Annotated in this window: 12 protein-coding genes; 5 read left to right on the top strand and 7 right to left on the bottom strand. The window is 73.0% G+C overall.

The features are described from left to right. The first annotated feature begins 121 nt into the window (after positions 1 to 121). Complete coding sequence (locus ACFXGX_RS30600) at positions 122 to 898, top strand: DsbA family protein (RefSeq protein ID WP_384797345.1); 777 nt, start codon at positions 122 to 124, stop codon at positions 896 to 898. Positions 899 to 1,016: 118 nt separating this feature from the next. Next, on the top strand, positions 1,017 to 2,174 hold the full coding sequence (gene lgt / locus ACFXGX_RS30605; RefSeq protein ID WP_384797348.1) for a prolipoprotein diacylglyceryl transferase: 1,158 nt from the start codon (positions 1,017 to 1,019) through the stop codon (positions 2,172 to 2,174). Positions 2,175 to 2,578: 404 nt separating this feature from the next. On the opposite strand, the gene ACFXGX_RS30610 is transcribed toward lgt, so the two are convergent. The 7 genes from ACFXGX_RS30610 to ACFXGX_RS30640 form a co-directional block, all read right to left on the bottom strand. Continuing rightward, positions 2,579 to 3,418 carry an HpcH/HpaI aldolase/citrate lyase family protein gene (locus ACFXGX_RS30610; RefSeq protein WP_384797351.1) on the bottom strand — a complete coding sequence of 280 codons (840 nt, stop codon included), beginning with the start codon at positions 3,416 to 3,418 and terminating at the stop codon, positions 2,579 to 2,581. Then, on the bottom strand, positions 3,415 to 4,617 hold the full coding sequence (locus ACFXGX_RS30615; protein WP_384797354.1) for a CaiB/BaiF CoA transferase family protein: 1,203 nt from the start codon (positions 4,615 to 4,617) through the stop codon (positions 3,415 to 3,417). Before ACFXGX_RS30615 ends, ACFXGX_RS30610 begins: the two co-directional genes overlap by 4 nt. Beyond that, positions 4,614 to 5,507 carry a ribokinase gene (rbsK, locus tag ACFXGX_RS30620; protein ID WP_384797357.1) on the bottom strand — a complete coding sequence of 298 codons (894 nt, stop codon included), beginning with the start codon at positions 5,505 to 5,507 and terminating at the stop codon, positions 4,614 to 4,616. Before rbsK ends, ACFXGX_RS30615 begins: the two co-directional genes overlap by 4 nt. Beyond that, positions 5,504 to 6,868: an ADP-ribosylglycohydrolase family protein gene (locus tag ACFXGX_RS30625; RefSeq protein WP_384797360.1), complete on the bottom strand. Its 1,365-nt coding sequence runs from the start codon at positions 6,866 to 6,868 to the stop codon at positions 5,504 to 5,506. The genes rbsK and ACFXGX_RS30625 overlap by 4 nt, the downstream gene beginning before the upstream one ends. Further along, on the bottom strand, positions 6,856 to 8,025 hold the full coding sequence (locus ACFXGX_RS30630; protein WP_384797363.1) for an ADP-ribosylglycohydrolase family protein: 1,170 nt from the start codon (positions 8,023 to 8,025) through the stop codon (positions 6,856 to 6,858). Before ACFXGX_RS30630 ends, ACFXGX_RS30625 begins: the two co-directional genes overlap by 13 nt. Before the next feature lie 7 nt (positions 8,026 to 8,032). Then, on the bottom strand, positions 8,033 to 9,343 hold the full coding sequence (locus tag ACFXGX_RS30635; RefSeq protein ID WP_384797434.1) for an ADP-ribosylglycohydrolase family protein: 1,311 nt from the start codon (positions 9,341 to 9,343) through the stop codon (positions 8,033 to 8,035). A 491-nt stretch (positions 9,344 to 9,834) separates the two neighbouring features. Next, on the bottom strand, positions 9,835 to 10,971 hold the full coding sequence (locus ACFXGX_RS30640) for an ADP-ribosylglycohydrolase family protein (RefSeq protein WP_384797366.1): 1,137 nt from the start codon (positions 10,969 to 10,971) through the stop codon (positions 9,835 to 9,837). A gap of 271 nt (positions 10,972 to 11,242) precedes the next feature. On the opposite strand from ACFXGX_RS30640, the gene ACFXGX_RS30645 reads away from it, so the two are divergent. The 3 genes from ACFXGX_RS30645 to ACFXGX_RS30655 all read left to right on the top strand — a co-directional run bounded on the left by ACFXGX_RS30645 (position 11,243) and on the right by ACFXGX_RS30655 (position 18,417). Then, complete coding sequence (locus ACFXGX_RS30645; protein WP_384797369.1) at positions 11,243 to 11,974, top strand: VIT1/CCC1 transporter family protein; 732 nt, start codon at positions 11,243 to 11,245, stop codon at positions 11,972 to 11,974. A gap of 394 nt (positions 11,975 to 12,368) precedes the next feature. Continuing rightward, a complete protein-coding gene (gene gltB / locus ACFXGX_RS30650; RefSeq protein WP_384797372.1) occupies positions 12,369 to 16,964 on the top strand; it encodes a glutamate synthase large subunit in 4,596 nt (1,531 codons plus the stop codon). After that, positions 16,957 to 18,417 (top strand): glutamate synthase subunit beta, encoded by a 1,461-nt coding sequence (locus ACFXGX_RS30655; protein WP_384797375.1) that lies wholly within the window; start codon positions 16,957 to 16,959, stop codon positions 18,415 to 18,417. The genes gltB and ACFXGX_RS30655 overlap by 8 nt, the downstream gene beginning before the upstream one ends. Positions 18,418 to 18,609: the final 192 nt, after the last annotated feature.

Below are 18,609 nucleotides of genomic sequence, written 5' to 3' on the forward strand. Positions count from 1 at the left end.
ACCTGCCCCCCCCGCGGCGCAACTTCGGATCTAACTACAATACCCCCACCGGGGGCGGGGTGGTCCTGGGGGGGGGGGCCCCCCCCCGCCCCCCCCCCCCCCCCGGTTCGTTCTGCCGGATGTGAGCGAGAAGAACCATGACGGAAAGCGCAACGCCCGCGAGCGGCTGGCGGTCGAGCGAGAGAAGCAGAAGGCCGCGGACAAGCGCCGTCGGGCGCTGATCGTGGGGGCGTCGGTGATCTGCGTCCTCGGCCTGGCCGCCGTGATCGGCGTGGTGGCCGCCAACTCGGGCAAGGACAAGAAGAGCGACACGTCGGGTCCGGTCGTGTCGCCCTCGGGCGCCACCGGCAAGGACGCTCTCGCGATCCCCGTCGGCAAGGACGGCGCCAAGTCGACCCTGACGGTGTGGGAGGACTTCCGCTGCCCGGCCTGCCAGGCCTTCGAGGCGGCCTACCGCCCGACGATCCAGGAACTGACCGACGCCGGGAAGCTGCGCGTCGAGTACCACCTCGTCACCCTGATCGACGGGAACATGGGCGGCAGCGGCTCCCGCAAGGCCGCCAACGCCGCCGCGTGCGCCCAGGACGCCGGGAAGTTCCGCGCGTACCACGACGTGCTGTACGAGAACCAGCCCAAGGAGACCGACGACGCCTTCGCCGACAACGCCAAGCTCATCGAGCTCGCCGGCAAGGTCGACGGCCTGGTCACCCCGGCCTTCCGCGCCTGCGTCAACGACGGCACGCACGACGCCTGGGTCCGTAAGTCGAACGCGGCGTTCCAGGCCGGCGGCTTCTCGGGCACCCCGACCGTGCTCCTGGGCGGCAAGAACATCTACGCGGACCAGTCGATGACCCCCGCCAAGCTGAAGCAGATGGTGGAAGAGGCCAACAAGGGCTGAGCCGCTTTCGCGGCCCCGGTGCCCCCGCCCTCCACCGGCCGGGGGCACCGCACGTTATGGACCCGTTGCGGGGCTGCCCGCCGTGGGCGGCGTCCGGCACGGTAGCGTCGACCTTGCCATGGAACTTGCCTACATTCCCAGCCCGTCGCACGGTGTGCTGCACCTCGGCCCCATTCCGCTGCGCGGCTACGCGTTCTGCATCATCATCGGCGTCTTTCTGGCCGTCTGGCTCGGCAACAAGCGCTGGATCGCCCGGGGAGGGCGGGCCGGCACGGTGGCCGACATCGCGGTCTGGGCCGTGCCCTTCGGGCTCGTCGGCGGCCGGCTCTACCACGTGATCACGGACTACGAGCTGTATTTCAGCGAGGGCCGTGACTGGGTGGACGCCTTCAAGATCTGGCAGGGCGGGCTCGGCATCTGGGGCGCCATCGCCCTCGGTGCGCTGGGCGCCTGGATCGGCTGCCGTCGCCGCGGTATCCCGCTGCCCGCCTGGGCCGACGCCGTGGCACCCGGCATCGCCTTCGCCCAGGCGTGCGGGCGCTGGGGCAACTGGTTCAACCAGGAGCTGTACGGCAGGGCCACGGACCTCCCGTGGGCGCTGCACATCACGTCCTCCACGGACGGCCGCGTCCCCGGCTACTACCACCCGACCTTCCTGTACGAGTCCCTGTGGTGCGTCGGCGTCGGATTCCTGGTCATCTGGGCCGACCGCCGCTTCAAGCTCGGTCACGGGCGCGCCTTCGCCCTGTACGTCGCCGCCTACTGCGTCGGCCGCGGCTGGATCGAGTACATGCGGGTCGACGACGCCCACCACATCCTGGGCCTGCGTCTGAACGACTGGACCGCGATCGTGGTCTTCCTCCTCGCGGTGGTCTACATCGTGATCTCGTCCCGGCTGCGTCCGGGCCGGGAGGAGGTCGTGGAGCCGCGCGCCGATGAGGACGCGCCGGCCGAGGGCGACGAGTCGGTCGCCACCGAGGGCGCGGCGGACAAGTCCGAGGGCACGTCCGACGCCGGGACCGCCGGCAAGGACAAGGCCGCCGGCAAGGACAAGGCCGAGAGCAAGGACGAGGACAAGGCCGAGGACGGGACGGGCGACGGCTCGGTCGATCTCGGCAAGGAGACCGTCGGTGAGTCCGTCGCGGCCGCCGACTCCGCCACGTCCACCGACTCCGCCAAGCCCGCTTCCGCGCCGGAGTCCGAGGAGGACCCCGAGGACGGGTCCGGTGCCGGATCCGTGGCGCGGGACGAGGCCGGATCGGCCAAGAAGGGCTGAGTTCTCCCCGTACACGCCAAGGGGGGGGCCCCGAGGGGGGGCGGGCCCCCCCTCATGTGGCACAGGGCGGTTTGTGTCTGGGGGGGCCCGCAGCGGGGGGGGGGACGGGGGGGGTCGGGGGCGGGGGCGCGGGGCGGGCGCCCCACCCCCGGGGCGTTGACCCCCCCCACCCCCCCGGGGGGCCCCGCGGGGGGCGCCCGCCCCCCCCCTTCGTGTCGCCCGGGCCGGTTTGCCTCGGGCCGACCCACCTCGGGCCGGTCACCGTGCGCGGGTCGCCCCGGCCTGGTCGCCGTGCGCAGGTCGCCCCCGGCCGGTGGCCCTGTGCGGGTCGCCCCCGGCCGGTCGTCCGGTGCCTGGGCGATCGAGGCCCGGCCGTCCGGGCTCGCGGTGCCCGGCCCGTGGTCTCAGGTCAGGCGCTGGGCGAGGGCGAGGATGCGGCGGGCGCCCGTGACCACCGCCGCGTCGACGAAACGGCCGTCCGGCAGGGCCTGCGCGCCCGGGTCCGCGACGGCCGCCCGGATGACGGCCTCTGCGGAATCGACCTCGGCCGGAGTGGGGAGGTAGGCCCGCTCGATGATGGGGAGCTGGCGGGGGTGGATCGCCGCGCGCCCGAGGAAGCCGAGGGCGCGACCCCGTGCGCAGGACGAGGCCAGGCCCTCGACGTCGCGGATGTCGGGGTAGACCGACTGGGCCGGCGGCGGCAGCCCCGCGGCCCGCGCGGCCACCACCAGGCGGGCCCGGGACCAGTCGAGGCCCGCGTCGTCACGGACGCCGAGGTCGGCCCGTAGATCGCTCTCGCCGAGCGAGACCCCGCGCAGCGCGCGATGGGACGAGGCGATGGAGTAGGCCCGCTCGATGCCCAGAGCCGTCTCCAGCAGGGCGTAGAGCGGGACCGTGCCGCCCTCGGCGGGGGTCGCGCTCTCCGCCACCCGTACGACGTCGGAGCGGGAGGTCACCTTCGGCAGCCGCAGGCCGGACAGGCCGCGCAGCGGCGAGAGCGTCTTCAGGTCGGCGTCGCAGAAGGGGCCGTCGAGGGCGTTGACCCGGACGTGCACCGGGACGGGCGGCGCCTCGGCGAGCAGGTCGGCGGTGGCCGAGCGGGCGTACTCCTTGCGGTGCGGCGCGACCGCGTCCTCCAGGTCGACGAGGACGACGTCCGCGCCGGAGGCCAGCGCCTTGGCCACCACCTCGGGACGGTCACCCGGCACGTACAGCCAGGTCAGCGGCAGGAGGTCGGCGGTCACAGCGCACCCTCCGCCCTCAGTGCCCCGATCTCGGCCGTGGTCAGGCCGAGTTCACCGAGCACGGCGTCGGTGTCCGCGCCGTGCGGGCGGCCCGCCCAGTGGATCGCACCGGGTGTGGCGGAGAGCCGGAAGAGGACGTTCTGCATGCGCAGCGGACCCAGTTCGGGGTCCTCGACGCGGGTGACCGAGTCCAGGGCCTGGTACTGGGGGTCGCTCATGATGTCCCGGATGTCCTGGACCGGCGCGATCGCCGCCTCGGCCTTCTCGAAGGCGGCGAGGACCTCGTCCCGGCCGCGCTCGGCGATCCACGCCCCGACCGCCCCGTCCAGGATGTCCGCGTGGCGTGCCCGGTCCGCGCCGGTCGCGAACCACGGCTCGTCGATCACGTCGGGGCGGCCGACCAGCCGCATCACCCGCTCGGCGATCGACTGCGCCGAGGTCGAGACCGCGACCCAGGAGCCGTCCGCCGTGCGGTAGGTGTTGCGGGGCGCGTTGTTCGCCGAGCGGTTGCCGGTGCGGGGCTGGACATGGCCGAGCTGGTCGTACCAGATCGGCTGCGGGCCGAGGACGGTCAGGATCGGCTCGATGATCGCCATGTCGATCACCTGGCCCTCGCCGGTGCGGTCGCGCGCCCGCAGCGCGGTGAGCACGGCGTACGCGGTCGTGAGGCCGGCGATCGAGTCGGCCAGGCCGAACGGCGGGAGGGTCGGCGGCGCGTCGGGTTCGCCGGTGACGGCGGCGAAGCCGCTCATGGCCTCCGCGAGCGTGCCGAAGCCGGGGCGGTGCGCGTACGGGCCGAACTGGCCGAAGGCGGTGACCCGGGCGAGGATCAGCCGCGGGTTGGCCGCGGACAGCTCCGCCCAGCCCAGGTCCCACTTCTCCAGGGTGCCCGGACGGAAGTTCTCAATGATCACGTCGGCGCCGGCGGCGAGCCGGAGCAGGGTCGCGCGGCCGCCGCGCTTCGACAGGTCGAGCGTGATCGTGCGTTTGTTGCGGCCGAGGAGCTTCCACCACAGACCGACGCCGTCCTTCGAGGGGCCGTGGCCCCGGGACGCGTCCGGCTGGGCCGGGTGTTCGACCTTGACGACCTCCGCGCCGAAGTCGCCGAGCATGGTGGCGGCGAGCGGCCCGGCGAACAGGGTCGCGAGGTCGAGGACGCGCAGGCCGGCGAGGGAGCCGCCCTCGCTGGGCCCGCTCATGCGCCGGCCTGGGTGTCGATCTCGGAGCGGTACGGCATCGAGGACGTCGCCCCGTGCCGCTGCACCGACACCGAGGCGGCCGCCGACGCCCACACCATGGCCTCCGACATCTCCCGGCCCTCGGCGAGCGCCACCGCCAGGGTGCCGACGAAGGTGTCCCCCGCCGCGGTGGAGTCGACGGCGGTCACCTTGGGCGCGGGCACCGTGATGGGTTCGGCGCCCCGGGCCGCGTACAGGCTGCCCTCGGCGCCCAGGGTGACGACGACCTCCGGGACCTGTTCGAGCAGCGCCGCGGCGGCCCCGCGCGGGTCGGTGAAGCCGGTGAGCGCGGCGGCCTCGTGCTGATTGGGCACCAACAGGTCGATGGTGGACAGCAGTTGGGGTGACAGGAACTGGGCGGGGGCCGGGGTCAGGATCGTACGGACGCCGTGTCTGCGGGCGGCCTCCGCGCCGGAGAGCACGGCCTCCAGCGGGATCTCGAGCTGGAGGAGCAGCGCGTCGGCGCTGGCGATGAGGCCCTCGTCGCCGGGGGCCAGGGAGGTGACGGTGCCGTTGGCGCCGGGGATGACGACGATCGCGTTGGCGCCCTCGTCGTCCACCACGATGTGAGCGGTGCCCGACGGGCCCTCGGTGGTGCGCAGATGGTCGGTGTTCACGCCGAAGTGCTCCAGGGTGGAGCGGAGTTGGCTGCCGAAGGAGTCGGCGCCCACCGCGCCGATCAGTGAGACGTCGGCGCCCGCGTGCGAGGCGGCCACCGCCTGGTTCGCGCCCTTGCCGCCGGGGACCGTGCGGAACTCCCGTCCCGTCACGGTCTCTCCGCGCTGCGGGGCTTTGGCGACATACGCGACGAGGTCCATGTTCGTGCTGCCGAGCACGGCGATATGGGTCATGGGCGAACGGTCTCCCGTTGTGTGAGGTGGGCGAGGGCGTCGAAGCCGATGCCGTTGAAGTCGGCGACGGAGGTGGCGAGCCGGTTCTTGAGGGGGCCTGTGAAGTGGTCGGGCAGCCCGGCGGGGTCGCCCGAGAGGAGGCCGGCGATGCTTCCGGCCGTCGCCCCGTTCGAGTCGGTGTCCAGACCGCCGGACACCGCCCGGCAGACGGAGCCGCCGAAGTCGCCGTCCGCGTGGGTGAGGGCGGCGGCGATCAGCGCGGTGTTGGGGACGGCGTGGACCCAGTGGCAGTCGCGGTGGGCGGCGTGCAGTTCGTCCACGACCGTGTCGAAGTCCGCTGTCGTACGGGCCAGGTGGACGGCGTGGCGGACCGCCCGGGCCAGCCGGGAGCCGGGCGGGACCACTCTCAGTCCGGTGCGCAGGCAGGCGTGGACGTCGCGGGTCGCGCCGGCCGCCTCCGCGATGGCGGCGGCGGTGAACATCGCCGCGTAGACGCCGTTGGCCGTGTGGGTGAGGGCGGCGTCGCGGTACGCCTGCTCCGCGGCCCCCGCCGGGTCGCCGGGGTTGGTCCAGCCGTGCACGTCCGCGCGGATCAGGGCGCCGATCCACTCGCGGAACGGGTTGTGGTGGCGGGCGGTGTCCGGGGGCTCGACCCCGCCGAGGAGGTTGCGGTACGCGACGCGCTCGGCGGTGAAGGTGCGGCCGGCGGGGAGTTCGTCGAGCCAGAGGCGGGCCACGTCCGCGGTGGTGAAGTCCCGGCCGTACCGCTGGAGCAACAGCAGGTTCAGAAGTGGGTAGTTGAGGTCGTCGTCCTCCGGCATGCCGTCGATGTTCTCGGCCAGGGAGGTGGTGGCGGAGCGCCGGTTCCAGGGGTGGGCGTCCAGGAGGTCCCGCGGTACGCCCCGCGCGGTGAACCAGGTGCGCAGGGGCCGGTTGCCGGAGGCTTCGGCCAGGGCCCGGATCGCTTCGAGGGGGAGTTTCTCCACGGGTTTGCCGAGCAGGCAGCCGACGGCCCTTCCGAGCCAGGCCGCCTCCAGGCGGGCCGGGCCGGGAGCGGGCAGGGGCGCGTACCGCGGGGGCGGCCAGTCGGGGCACCGGTCCTTGATCAGTGCCAGATCCGTCGGTTCGTCGTCCGCCAGTCTGCCCGGCAGGGCGGCGAGTTCGTCGAGGAGTCCGGCCGCCAGCCGGCGCAGGGACGGCGAGGCCGGGGCCGCCGACGCGCCCGCGCGCAGCGGGGCGGCCCGGCCGCCCGCCGCGTACCAGCGGGCGGCGACGTCCGCCGGGTCCCTGCCGTCCTGCACGGCCTGGCGGAGCTCGTGCCCGAGGAGGTCCTCGGGCTGGACCCAGGTCAGCCGGAGCACGGTGTTCCCGCCAGCGCGGTGTACGCCGCCTCGTGGGCCCGGCGGCGGCGGACGTCACGGTCGAAGATCTCCCGGGTCACCTCGGCCAGCGTACGCGCGGGGGCGTCCAGGTCGAGGCGGCTGGACTCGGCCACGGTCTTGGCCCAGTCGTGCGGGACCTCGGAGCCGAGCGCGCCCGCGAGGGCCCCGGCCATGGTGGCGATGGAGTCGCAGTCGCGCCCGTAGTTGACCGAACCGAGGACCGCGTGCCGGAAGTCTCCGCCGGACACCAGCAACATGCCCAGCGCGACGGGGAGTTCCTCGATGGAATGGAGCCGCGAGGGGCGGCGGGCGCCGAGCGAGGGGGAGCGGTAGTCGGGGCCGACGGTGTCGAAGGGTGCCACCGCCCGGCGCAGCGGGACGAGCGCCGACTCGAAGTCCGTGTGGCGCGAGGCGACTTCGCAGACCGCCTCGACGGCGGCGCGGGTGCCGTCCTTGGCCAGGGCCAGACACGCGGCGACGACCGAGGCGGGGGTCGCGCCGGGTGCGCAGGCCGCCGCCACGGCCGCCGCGAAGACACCCGCGGCCTCGCGGCCGTACGAGGACTGGTGGGCGCCCGCGATGTCGAGCGCCTCGGCGTACGCCCCCGCCGGGTTCGCCGCGTTGACGAGTCCGACGGGGGCCATGTACATCGCGGCACCGCAGTTGACGATGTTGCCCGTGCCGGCCTCGCGGGGGTCGACGTGGCCGTAGTGGAGGCGGGCGACCAGCCATTTCTCGGCGAGGAAGATCCGCTGGAGGGGGAGTGCCTCGGCCTCCAGTTCCGGGATCCAGCGGGGGGTCGTCATCAGGTCGGGGACGAGGTGCCCGGCGACCGCGTAGGCGTCGAGATGGTCGCGGACTTCGGCGTATACCCGTACCAGCGCGTGGGTCATCAGGGTGTCGTCGGTGACGTGTCCGTCGCCCTTGTGGTACGGGGCGATGGGGCGGGCGGTGGGCCAGGCGTCGCCGTTCCAGGGGCCGACGACGCCGTGCACGCGGCCGCCGTGGCGTTCGGCGATCTGCTCCGGGGAGTACCCCTCGACGGGTCCGCCGAGGGCGTCGCCGACGGCGGCTCCGACGAGGGCTCCGGTGATCCGTTCGTCGAGGGTTCCCGTTCCTTCTCCTTTGGGCGTCATGCCCGAATCATCCCTCTGGGGCGGCCAGTTCCGGGGAATCGAGCGGGTCGGCGAGTCCTGTCGCCTCCAGGAGTTCGGCGAGGCCGATGAGATCCGTGCCGGTCAGCCGGGGGAGCGCGCAGCCGGACAGGGTGCGGCAGGCGTCGCGCCAGGAGGCGGGGATCGCGACGGCGCCGCCGAGCGCCCCGGTGAGCGCTCCGGCCAGGGCGGGGGCCGAGTCGGCGACCCGGGAGAGGCAGGCGGCGGCCGGTACGGCCTCGGCGATGCGGCCGTGTGCGGACAGCGCCAGGGCCAGGGCGACGGGGACGGTCTCGGCGGCCGCGATCCCGTAGCTGTAGACGTGGTCGACGATCCGGTGCTCAAGCAGCGGGACCAGTGCGAAGGTGCTCTCGCTGCCCTGGGCCAGTGCGAGGGCGTCGCGGGCGTTGCGGCCGATCTCCGTGGCGGCGGGCAGTTCGCCGAGAGCCGCCTCCACGCAGGTGCCGACGTCGTGGCCGGCGAGGGCGAGCGCCACGGCGGCGGCCATGGCGCGGGCACCGTGCACCCCGTCGCCGTCCTGGGTGTAGCGGGCGTCGAACTCGGCGAGTTCCGCGGCGAGTCGGGGGTCTCCCGGGTAGGCCACGGCGAGCACGCAGGCCCGTACGCAGGCCGCGTCGTCGAAGTAGTGGGGGTTGTCGTGGCCGGTGGCGGGCGGGCGCAGACCGGTGGCGAGGTTGCCGAGTCCGGCCCGCACCGAGATCCGGGCGCGCAGCGGGAGCAGGGCGGACTCGACCTCGGGGGCCCGGTCCGCCGCGGCGGCGACCTCGCTGGCGACGGCGTTCCAGGACAGGTCGATGGACGCGCGCATCCTGCGGCCGAGGCTCAGGTCGCCGAGCGCGCCGGTCTCCCCGGCCCGCAGGACGGCCTCCGCCGCGAACGCCGCCCACTCGGCGTCGTCCGACGGGCCGAGCCGCAGGGGTTCCGGCGGCTGGTTCAGCGCGATCGGCACGGGCAGGGTGGTCGTCGCGTTCTGCTCCGCGAAGGTGTCCAGCTCGCGGGTCAGCCGCCGGGTCCACTCGGGCATCCGCGCGGCCCGGTGCCGTGCGGCGGGCCACCCGGCGGCATCCCCGGCGGCCAGCCCGAGCAGCAGCCCCTCGATCCGGCGCACACCCGCCCCGGGTGACGGCGCACGCCGTACCGCCTCCCCGGTTCCCGCCTCGGCCCCGGCCCATGGGTTCACCTCACGCGACGCCCCCGGCTCCGCCGCCCGCGGGGACCCCGGCCCGGTCCCGGCCCGAGGGGTCCCCCCGCGCCGCGCCCCCGGCTCCACCACCGGCACGAGCACGTCGGCCCCCGTTCCCGCTCCGGGCTCCGCCACTGGTACGAGCGCGTCGGCCCCCGTTCCCGCTCCGGGTCCCACCACCGGCGCGAGCGCGTCGGCCCCCGTTCCCGCTCCGGGTCCCGCCACCGGTACGAGCGCGTCGGCCCCCGTTCCCGTTCCGGGTGTTCCGGGTCCCGCCACCGGTACGAGTGTCTCCGGCCCGGCCCCCGTCGCGGGTGTCCGTGGTCTCGTTCCCGTTCCGGGTGTTCCGGTGCCTGCCCCCGTTCCGGGTGTCCCGGCCCCCGCCCCTGTTCCGGGCGCTCCGGACTTCGCGGCCGTGCCCGGCGCCCCCGGCCTCGTGTCCTCGGTGGACGCCCCCGGCCCGGCGGCCGGGCCGGGGTGTGCCGGGTCCGTCGCCGCGCCGGGCCGCGTCGGTGCGAGGGGGGCCATGGAGACGGCACCCTCGCCCGTCCGTCCGCCGGGCTCGTCGTAGCCGGCCGGCCCGGGGCTCACCGGCGTGCTCCGGCGTCACCGGCGGGCGTCCCGTACGGCTCCAGGGGCGGATCCGTGGCCCCGTACGCGTCCGGAGGAGGGGCCGCGGATGTCTCGGGAGCGGGCGGCGCGTGCCGCTCGGCGCCCCACTTCTCCTCGCTCTCCGGGGTCAGCAGTTCCGCCACGTCCAGGATGTGGTGGCCCTCCATGGAGGGCAGGCAGCTCCCGCGGGCCGGTCCGATGGCCGCCGCCCACTCGGCGGGGACCGAGGACATCCCCCGGGTCGCGCCGGCCAGCGCCCCGGCCACCGCCGCCGTCGTGTCGGCGTCGCGTCCCATGTTCACCGCGGTCAGGACCGACTCGGTGAAATCTCCGTCCGCCGCCGCGTAGGCGCCGAAGGCGAGGGCCACGGCCTCGGGGGCCAGGTCGGTCCACGGGTAGCCGCCGATCACGACCGCGGAACGCACCGCGCGTTCGCCGCGGTGCGCCACCGCGACCGCCCGGCGCAGCGAGCGGGCCGTCCAGGAGTCGTCCGGGACGACGGCCAGGGCGGAGGCGACGACCGTGGCGGTGGAGGCGCCCGCCATCGCGGCGGCGACCCCGGCCGCGACGGCCTGCCCGCCGTAGATGCCCTCTCCCTCGTGGCTCACCGAGCCGTCGATCGCCACGAGCCGGGCCGCCTCGGCGGGCCGGCCGGCGGCGAAGACGCCGAAGGGCGCCGCGCGCATGGCCAGACCGTCGCTCCAGGCGTGCCGGTGCTGGGCGGAGATGGGCGCGGCGAGTCCCCGGCGCAGGTTCTCCAGCGTGCCGCGCTCACTGAACCCGGCGCCGCGGAACGGCCCCTCGTCGCGGTCCGCGATCCACTGGTGCCAGGCCGACTCGACGTGCGCCACGGTCAGGGCCGAGCCGTGCCGGGCCAGCAGCAGCCCCGAGAAGATCGCGTACTCGGTGTCGTCAGTCCCTGCCGGATGTTCGGCGACGTACCCGGTGATCCGGCCCCACCGGGCGCGGATCTCCGACGGCTTCATGTTCTCGGCGGGTGCGCCCAGCGCGTCCCCGACGGCGAGTCCGAGCAGTGCGCCGCGTGCCCGGTCACGGAGAGCGGCGGCGCTCCCGGGTACCGGGGCCGAGGGAATGCAGGCGATGGAAGCCATACGTGCTTCTCCTCTCAGGGTCCTGGCGGCGCGCGGAATGCGGCGCGCGGAACCCTTTGCGGATCTGTCCCACCTTGGCGGTTGACAGGAGCCTCGCGGGCTCCACTGTCACCCGGTCGACATATGTGCATGACATGCCACGGATGAGCGTCGAAGGGTAAAACCGCAGGTTAGCCCAGCCTTTCCTTGCTGGCGGCGGGGAATTTCGCGGCGTACTTTTGGAGTTGTCGAAAAGTGGAAGTAGTCCAATCAAGCTCCCTGGGGGACGGGTATGGCGATCATCGAGACCGAGGCGGCGCTGCATGTGGCGCACCGCGACAACCACACCCACCGTGACGTCAACGGCGGATGGCTGCGCCCGGCGGTGTTCGGCGCCATGGACGGCCTGGTCTCCAACCTCGCCCTGATGACCGGCGTCGCCGGCGGCTCCGTGTCCCAGCAGACGATCGTCATCACCGGACTCGCGGGCCTCGCCGCCGGAGCCTTCTCCATGGCCGCCGGCGAGTACACCTCCGTCGCCTCGCAGCGCGAGCTCGTCGAGGCCGAACTCGACGTCGAGCGGCGCGAACTGCGCAAGCACCCCAAGGACGAGGAGCGTGAGCTGGCCGCGCTCTACGAGGCCCGCGGCGTCGAGGCCTCCCTGGCCCGCGAGGTCGCCCGGCAGCTCTCCCACGATCCCGAGCAGGCCCTGGAGATCCACGCCCGCGAGGAACTCGGCATCGACCCCGGCGACCTGCCCTCCCCGGCCGTCGCCGCCGTGTCCAGCTTCGGCTCGTTCGCGCTCGGCGCCCTCCTGCCCGTACTGCCGTATCTGCTGGGTGCGACCGTGCTGTGGCCCGCGCTGCTGCTCGCCATGATCGGGCTCTTCGCGTGCGGTGCCGTCGTGGCCCAGGTGACCGCGCGGTCCTGGTGGTTCAGCGGCCTGCGGCAGCTCGCTCTCGGTGGCGCCGCGGCAGGTGTGACGTACGCCCTCGGCACTTTGTTCGGCGCGGCCGTAGGATGAGGCCTCGATCACCTATGCACGGGACTGCATAAGTAATTGTTACCCGGCGGTTTCGATTCCGTGGCTGCTGGGAATGAGCCGTAAGCACCGCGGGCAATGACGCCCGCGCCGCATGTCTCGCGGCGGATCACCACCTCCGCCGCGAACCGGACCGATGGTCATCGATCTGTCCGCTCAGGTCCCAAACCTCCACCGCTGAAGCCCGACATCCCCGGCGCGGCTCCTGTGGTGTCCGCATGTTGGAACGAAGTATCCGGTTCTCGAGAACCACTCCATCATGTAACCTGCACGAAATTTTGCACCCCGCAGAGGGCCAGAGTCGTCCCTCGGCAGTTGTCTCCCCAGCGCCCAAGAGCCTGGGAGACCCCCCGCCCCGACGACGACGGGAGAGCCGATGCGTACTCCGCGCCAGCCGTCCCAGCACTCCACGAACGACCGGAAGTGGTCCTTCATGGATGCTCGCCCTGCTGCGCAGGGTATGTACGACCCCCGCAACGAGCACGACGCCTGCGGCGTCGGCTTCGTGGCCACCCTCACCGGCGAGGCGAGCCATGCGCTGGTCGAGCAGGCGCTCACCGTTCTGCGCAACCTGGAACACCGCGGTGCCACCGGCTCCGAGCCCGACTCGGGTGACGGCGCCGGCATCCTGTCCCAGGTCCCGGACGCCTTCCTCCGCGAAGTGGCCGGATTCGAGCTTCCCGCAGCCGGTGCGTACGCGGTGGGTATCGCGTTCCTCCCGAACGACGGCACGGCCGACGCCGTCTCGCAGATCGAGACGATCGCCGCCGAAGAGGGCCTCACCGTCCTCGGCTGGCGCGAGGTCCCCGTCGCCCCCGAGCTCCTCGGCGCCACCGCCCGCTCGACGATGCCGGCCTTCCGCCAGATCTTCGTCACCGACGGTGAGAGCGAGGGCATCGCCCTCGACCGCAGCGCCTTCGTGCTGCGCAAGCGCGCCGAGCGCGAGGCCGGGGTCTATTTCCCCTCGCTGTCCGCCCGGACCATCGTCTACAAGGGCATGCTGACCACCGGCCAGCTCGAGCCCTTCTTCCCGGACCTGTCCGACCGCCGCTTCACCTCCGCGATCGCGCTCGTGCACTCCCGGTTCTCCACCAACACCTTCCCGAGCTGGCCGCTCGCCCACCCGTACCGCTTCGTCGCGCACAACGGCGAGATCAACACGGTCAAGGGCAACCGCAACTGGATGGTCGCCCGCGAGTCCCAGCTCGCCTCGGACCTCTTCGGGGACAACGACAAGCTGCAGCGGATCTTCCCCGTCTGCACCCCGGACGCCTCCGACTCGGCCTCCTTCGACGAGGTGCTCGAACTCCTGCACCTCGGCGGCCGTTCGCTGCCGCACTCCGTGCTCATGATGATCCCGGAGGCGTGGGAGAACCACGACTCCATGGACCCGGCCCGGCGCGCCTTCTACCAGTTCCACTCCACGATGATGGAGCCCTGGGACGGCCCGGCCTGTGTCACCTTCACCGACGGCACCCAGGTCGGCGCGGTCCTCGACCGCAACGGACTGCGCCCCGGCCGCTACTGGGTCACCGACGAGGGCCTCGTCGTCCTCGGCTCCGAGGTCGGCGTCCTCGACATCGACCCCGCGAGGGTCGTCCGCAAGGGCCGCCTCCAGCCCGGCAAGATGTTCCTCGTCGACACCGTCGAGCACCGCATCATCGAGGACGACGAGATCAAGGCCGGCCTCGCCGCCGAGAAGCCGTACGCGGACTGGCTGGAAGCCGGCGAGATCGAACTCTCCGACCTGCCCGAGCGTGAGCACATCGTGCACACCCACGCCTCGGTCACCCGCCGCCAGCAGACCTTCGGCTACACGGAGGAGGAGCTGCGGATCATCCTCGCGCCGATGGCCAAGGCCGCCGCCGAGCCGATCGGCTCGATGGGCACCGACTCGCCGATCGCCGCGCTCTCGCAGCGCCCGCGTCTGCTCTTCGACTACTTCACCCAGCTCTTCGCCCAGGTCACCAACCCGCCGCTGGACGCGATCCGCGAAGAGCTGGTCACCTCCCTGCGCTCCTCGCTGGGCCCGGCGAGCAACCTGCTGGAGCCGACAGCCGCCTCCTGTCGCAGCGTCACCCTGCCCTTCCCGGTGATCGACAACGACGAGCTGGCCAAGCTCATCCACATCAACGCCGACGGCGACATGCCCGGCATGAAGGCCGCGACCCTGTCCGGCCTGTACCGGGTCTCCGGCGGCGGCGACACCCTCGCCGCCCGCATCGAGGAGATCTGCGCCGAGGCCGACGCCGCCATCGAGAACGGCGCCCGCCTGATCGTCCTCTCGGACCGTCACTCCGACGCCGAGCACGCGCCGATCCCCTCGCTGCTGCTCACCGCCGCCGTCCACCACCACCTCATCCGCACCAAGCAGCGCACCCAGGTGGGCCTGCTGGTCGAGGCCGGAGACGTCCGCGAGGTCCACCACGTCGCCCTGCTCATCGGCTTCGGCGCCGCGGCCGTCAACCCGTACCTCGCGATGGAGTCCGTCGAGGACCTGGCCCGCGCCGACACCTTCCTCCAGGGCATCGAGCCCGAGCAGGCCATCCGCAACCTGATCTACGCGCTCGGCAAGGGCGTCCTGAAGGTCATGTCCAAGATGGGCATCTCCACCGTCGCCTCCTACCGCGGCGCCCAGGTCTTCGAGGCCGTCGGCCTGGAGAAGGCATTCGTCGAGAAGTACTTCAACGGCACGGCCTCCAAGATCGGCGGCGCCGGCCTCGACGTCGTCGCCAAGGAGGTCGCCGCCCGGCACGCCAAGGCCTACCCCGCCTCCGGCATCGCCCCGGCGCACCGCGCCCTGGAGATCGGCGGCGAGTACCAGTGGCGCCGCGAGGGCGAGCCGCACCTGTTCGACCCGGAGACGGTCTTCCGCCTCCAGCACTCCACGCGCTCTGGCAGCTACGAGATCTTCAAGAAGTACACCGACCGCGTCAACGAGCAGTCCGAGCGCCTGATGACGCTGCGCGGCCTGTTCGGCTTCGCGTCGGACCGCCCGTCGATCTCCCTCGACGAGGTCGAGCCGGTCTCCGAGATCGTCAAGCGCTTCTCCACCGGCGCCATGTCGTACGGCTCCATCTCCAAGGAGGCGCACGAAACCCTCGCCATCGCCATGAACCAGTTGGGCGGCAAGTCCAACACCGGTGAGGGCGGCGAGGACGCGGACCGGCTGTACGACCCGGCGCGCCGCTCCAGCATCAAGCAGGTCGCCTCCGGCCGCTTCGGTGTGACCTCCGAGTACCTGGTCAACGCGGACGACATCCAGATCAAGATGGCCCAGGGCGCCAAGCCCGGCGAGGGCGGCCAGCTCCCCGGCCACAAGGTCTACCCGTGGGTGGCCAAGACCCGTCACTCGACCCCGGGTGTCGGTCTGATCTCCCCGCCGCCGCACCACGACATCTACTCCATCGAGGACCTGGCTCAGCTGATCCACGACCTCAAGAACGCCAACCCGCAGGCCCGCATCCACGTGAAGCTGGTCTCCGAGGTCGGCGTCGGTACGGTCGCGGCGGGCGTGTCCAAGGCCCACGCGGACGTCGTGCTCATCTCCGGCCACGACGGCGGCACCGGAGCCTCCCCGCTCACCTCGCTCAAGCACGCGGGCGGCCCCTGGGAGCTCGGCCTCGCCGAGACCCAGCAGACCCTGCTGCTCAACGGCCTGCGCGACCGCATCGTCGTGCAGACCGACGGCCAGCTCAAGACCGGCCGCGACGTCGTCATCGCCGCGCTGCTCGGCGCCGAGGAGTTCGGTTTCGCGACCGCGCCGCTCGTCGTCTCCGGCTGCGTCATGATGCGCGTCTGCCACCTCGACACCTGCCCGGTCGGCATCGCCACCCAGAACCCGGTGCTGCGCGAGCGGTTCGCCGGCAAGGCCGAGTACATCGTGAACTTCTTCAAGTTCATCGCCGAAGAGGTCCGCGAGATCCTCGCCGAGCTCGGCTTCCGCACCATCGAGGAGGCCGTCGGCCACGCCGAGAACCTCGACGTGGAGCGCGCCGTCACCCACTGGAAGGCGCAGGGCCTGGACCTGTCCCCGCTCTTCTACGTGCCCGAACTGCCCGAGGGCGCGGCGCTGCACCAGGTCATCGAGCAGGACCACGGCCTGGAGAAGGCGCTCGACAACGAGCTCATCAAGCTCGCCGCCGACGCGCTGGCCGCGGACTCCGCGACCGACGCCCAGCCGGTCCGCGCCCAGGTCGCGATCCGCAACATCAACCGCACCGTCGGCACCATGCTCGGCCACGAGGTGACGAAGAAGTTCGGCGGCGCGGGCCTGCCCGACGACACCATCGACATCACCTTCACCGGCTCGGCGGGCCAGTCCTTCGGCGCCTTCCTCCCGCGCGGTGTCACGCTGCGCCTGGAGGGCGACGCCAACGACTACGTCGGCAAGGGCCTCTCCGGCGGCCGTGTCGTCGTCCGCCCCGACCGGGGCGCCGACCACCTCGCCGAGTACTCGACGATCGCGGGCAACACCATCGCCTACGGCGCGACCGGCGGCGAGCTGTTCCTGCGCGGCCGCACCGGTGAGCGCTTCTGCGTCCGCAACTCGGGCGCGCTCGTGGTCTCCGAGGGCGTGGGCGACCACGGCTGCGAGTACATGACCGGCGGTCACGCGGTCGTCCTCGGCGAGACGGGCCGCAACTTCGCGGCCGGCATGTCCGGCGGCGTCGCCTACGTGATCGACCTCGACCGCGACAACGTGAACGTCGCCAGCGTGGACGCCGTCGTGGAGCTCGACGACGCCGACAAGCAGTGGCTGCACGACGTCGTGCGCCGGCACGCGGAGGAGACCGCCTCGACCGTCGCCGAGAAGCTGCTCGCCGAGTGGCCCGTCGCGGTGGACCGCTTCAGCAAGATCATTCCCAGCACGTACAAGGCAGTGCTCGCCGCCAAGGACGCCGCCGAGCGAGCCGGACTCGACGAGTCCGCGATCACCGAGAAGATGATGGAGGCGGCGACCAATGGCTGATCCCAAGGGCTTTCTGAACCACGGCCGTGAGGTCGCCAGGTCCCGGCCGGTCCAGGAGCGGCTCAAGGACTGGAACGAGGTCTACGTTCCGGGCTCGCTCCTCCCGATCATCTCCAAGCAGGCCTCGCGCTGCATGGACTGCGGCATCCCGTTCTGCCACAACGGCTGTCCGCTGGGCAACCTGATCCCCGAGTGGAACGACTACGCGTACCGCGAGGACTGGCAGGCCGCCTCCGAGCGCCTGCACGCCACGAACAACTTCCCGGAGTTCACCGGCAGGCTGTGCCCCGCGCCGTGCGAGTCCGCGTGTGTGCTGGGCATCAACCAGCCCGCCGTGACCATCAAGAACGTCGAGGTCTCGATCATCGACAAGGCGTGGGACAGCGGCTCCGTCGCGGCCCAGGCCCCCGAGCGCCTCTCCGGCAAGACCGTCGCGGTCATCGGGTCCGGCCCGGCCGGACTCGCCGCCGCCCAGCAGCTCACGCGGGCCGGCCACACGGTCGCGGTGTACGAGCGCGCCGACCGCGTCGGCGGTCTGCTCCGCTACGGCATCCCCGAGTTCAAGATGGAGAAGCGGCACATCAACCGCCGCATCGAGCAGATGCGCGCGGAGGGCACCCGCTTCCGTACGGGCATCGAGATCGGCCGCGACCTGAAGGCGACGGACCTGCGCAAGCGGTACGACGCCGTGGTCATCGCCGCCGGTGCCACGACCGCCCGTGACCTGCCCGTCCCCGGGCGGGAGCTGACCGGCATCCACCAGGCCATGGAGTACCTGCCGCTGTCGAACAAGGTGCAGGAGGGCGACTTCGTGGCGCCCCCGATCACCGCCGAGGGCAAGCACGTCGTGGTCATCGGCGGCGGCGACACGGGCGCGGACTGCGTGGGCACCGCCCACCGTCAGGGCGCGGCCTCCGTCACGCAGCTCGAGATCATGCCGCGGCCGGGCGAGGAGCGGAACCCGGGCCAGCCCTGGCCGACGTTCCCGATGCTCTACAAGGTCACCTCCGCGCACGAGGAGGGCGGCGAGCGCGTCTACGCGGTCTCCACCACCCACTTCGAGGGCGACGAGGACGGCAACGTCCAGTGGCTGCACCTGGTCGAGGTAGAGTTCACCGGCGGCAAGCTGAACCAGAAGCCGGGCACGGAGCGCAAGATCCCCGCCCAGCTCGTGACCCTGGCGATGGGGTTCACCGGCACGGACGTCGAGAACGGCGTGGTCTCCCAGTTCGGTCTGGAGCTCGACGAGCGCGGCAACATCGCCCGCGACGCCGACTTCGCGACCAACGTTCCCGGAGTGTTCGTCGCCGGTGACGCGGGCCGCGGCCAGTCCCTCATCGTCTGGGCCATCGCGGAGGGCCGCTCGGCCGCCCGCGGTGTCGACCGCTTCCTCACCGGAGCGAGCGACCTGCCGGCCCCGATCCGCCCGACGGACCGTTCGCTGACGGTCTGACCCATGGATGCGTGACCTGACACGGTCACTCGAGAACGTCCCGCACAAAGGCGTGCGGAACACGAGACGGGGGGGGGCGGCCGCCCCCCCCACCCCCCCCCCCGCGCGCGCCGCCCGCCGGGCCGCCCCCGCCCGCCGGCGCGCGCCCCCCGCCGAGCGCGCGGGCGACCGCGCCCCCCCGCGCGAGGGGGC

The organism is Streptomyces sp. NPDC059371, from assembly GCF_042751995.1.
Taxonomy (GTDB): domain Bacteria; phylum Actinomycetota; class Actinomycetes; order Streptomycetales; family Streptomycetaceae; genus Streptomyces.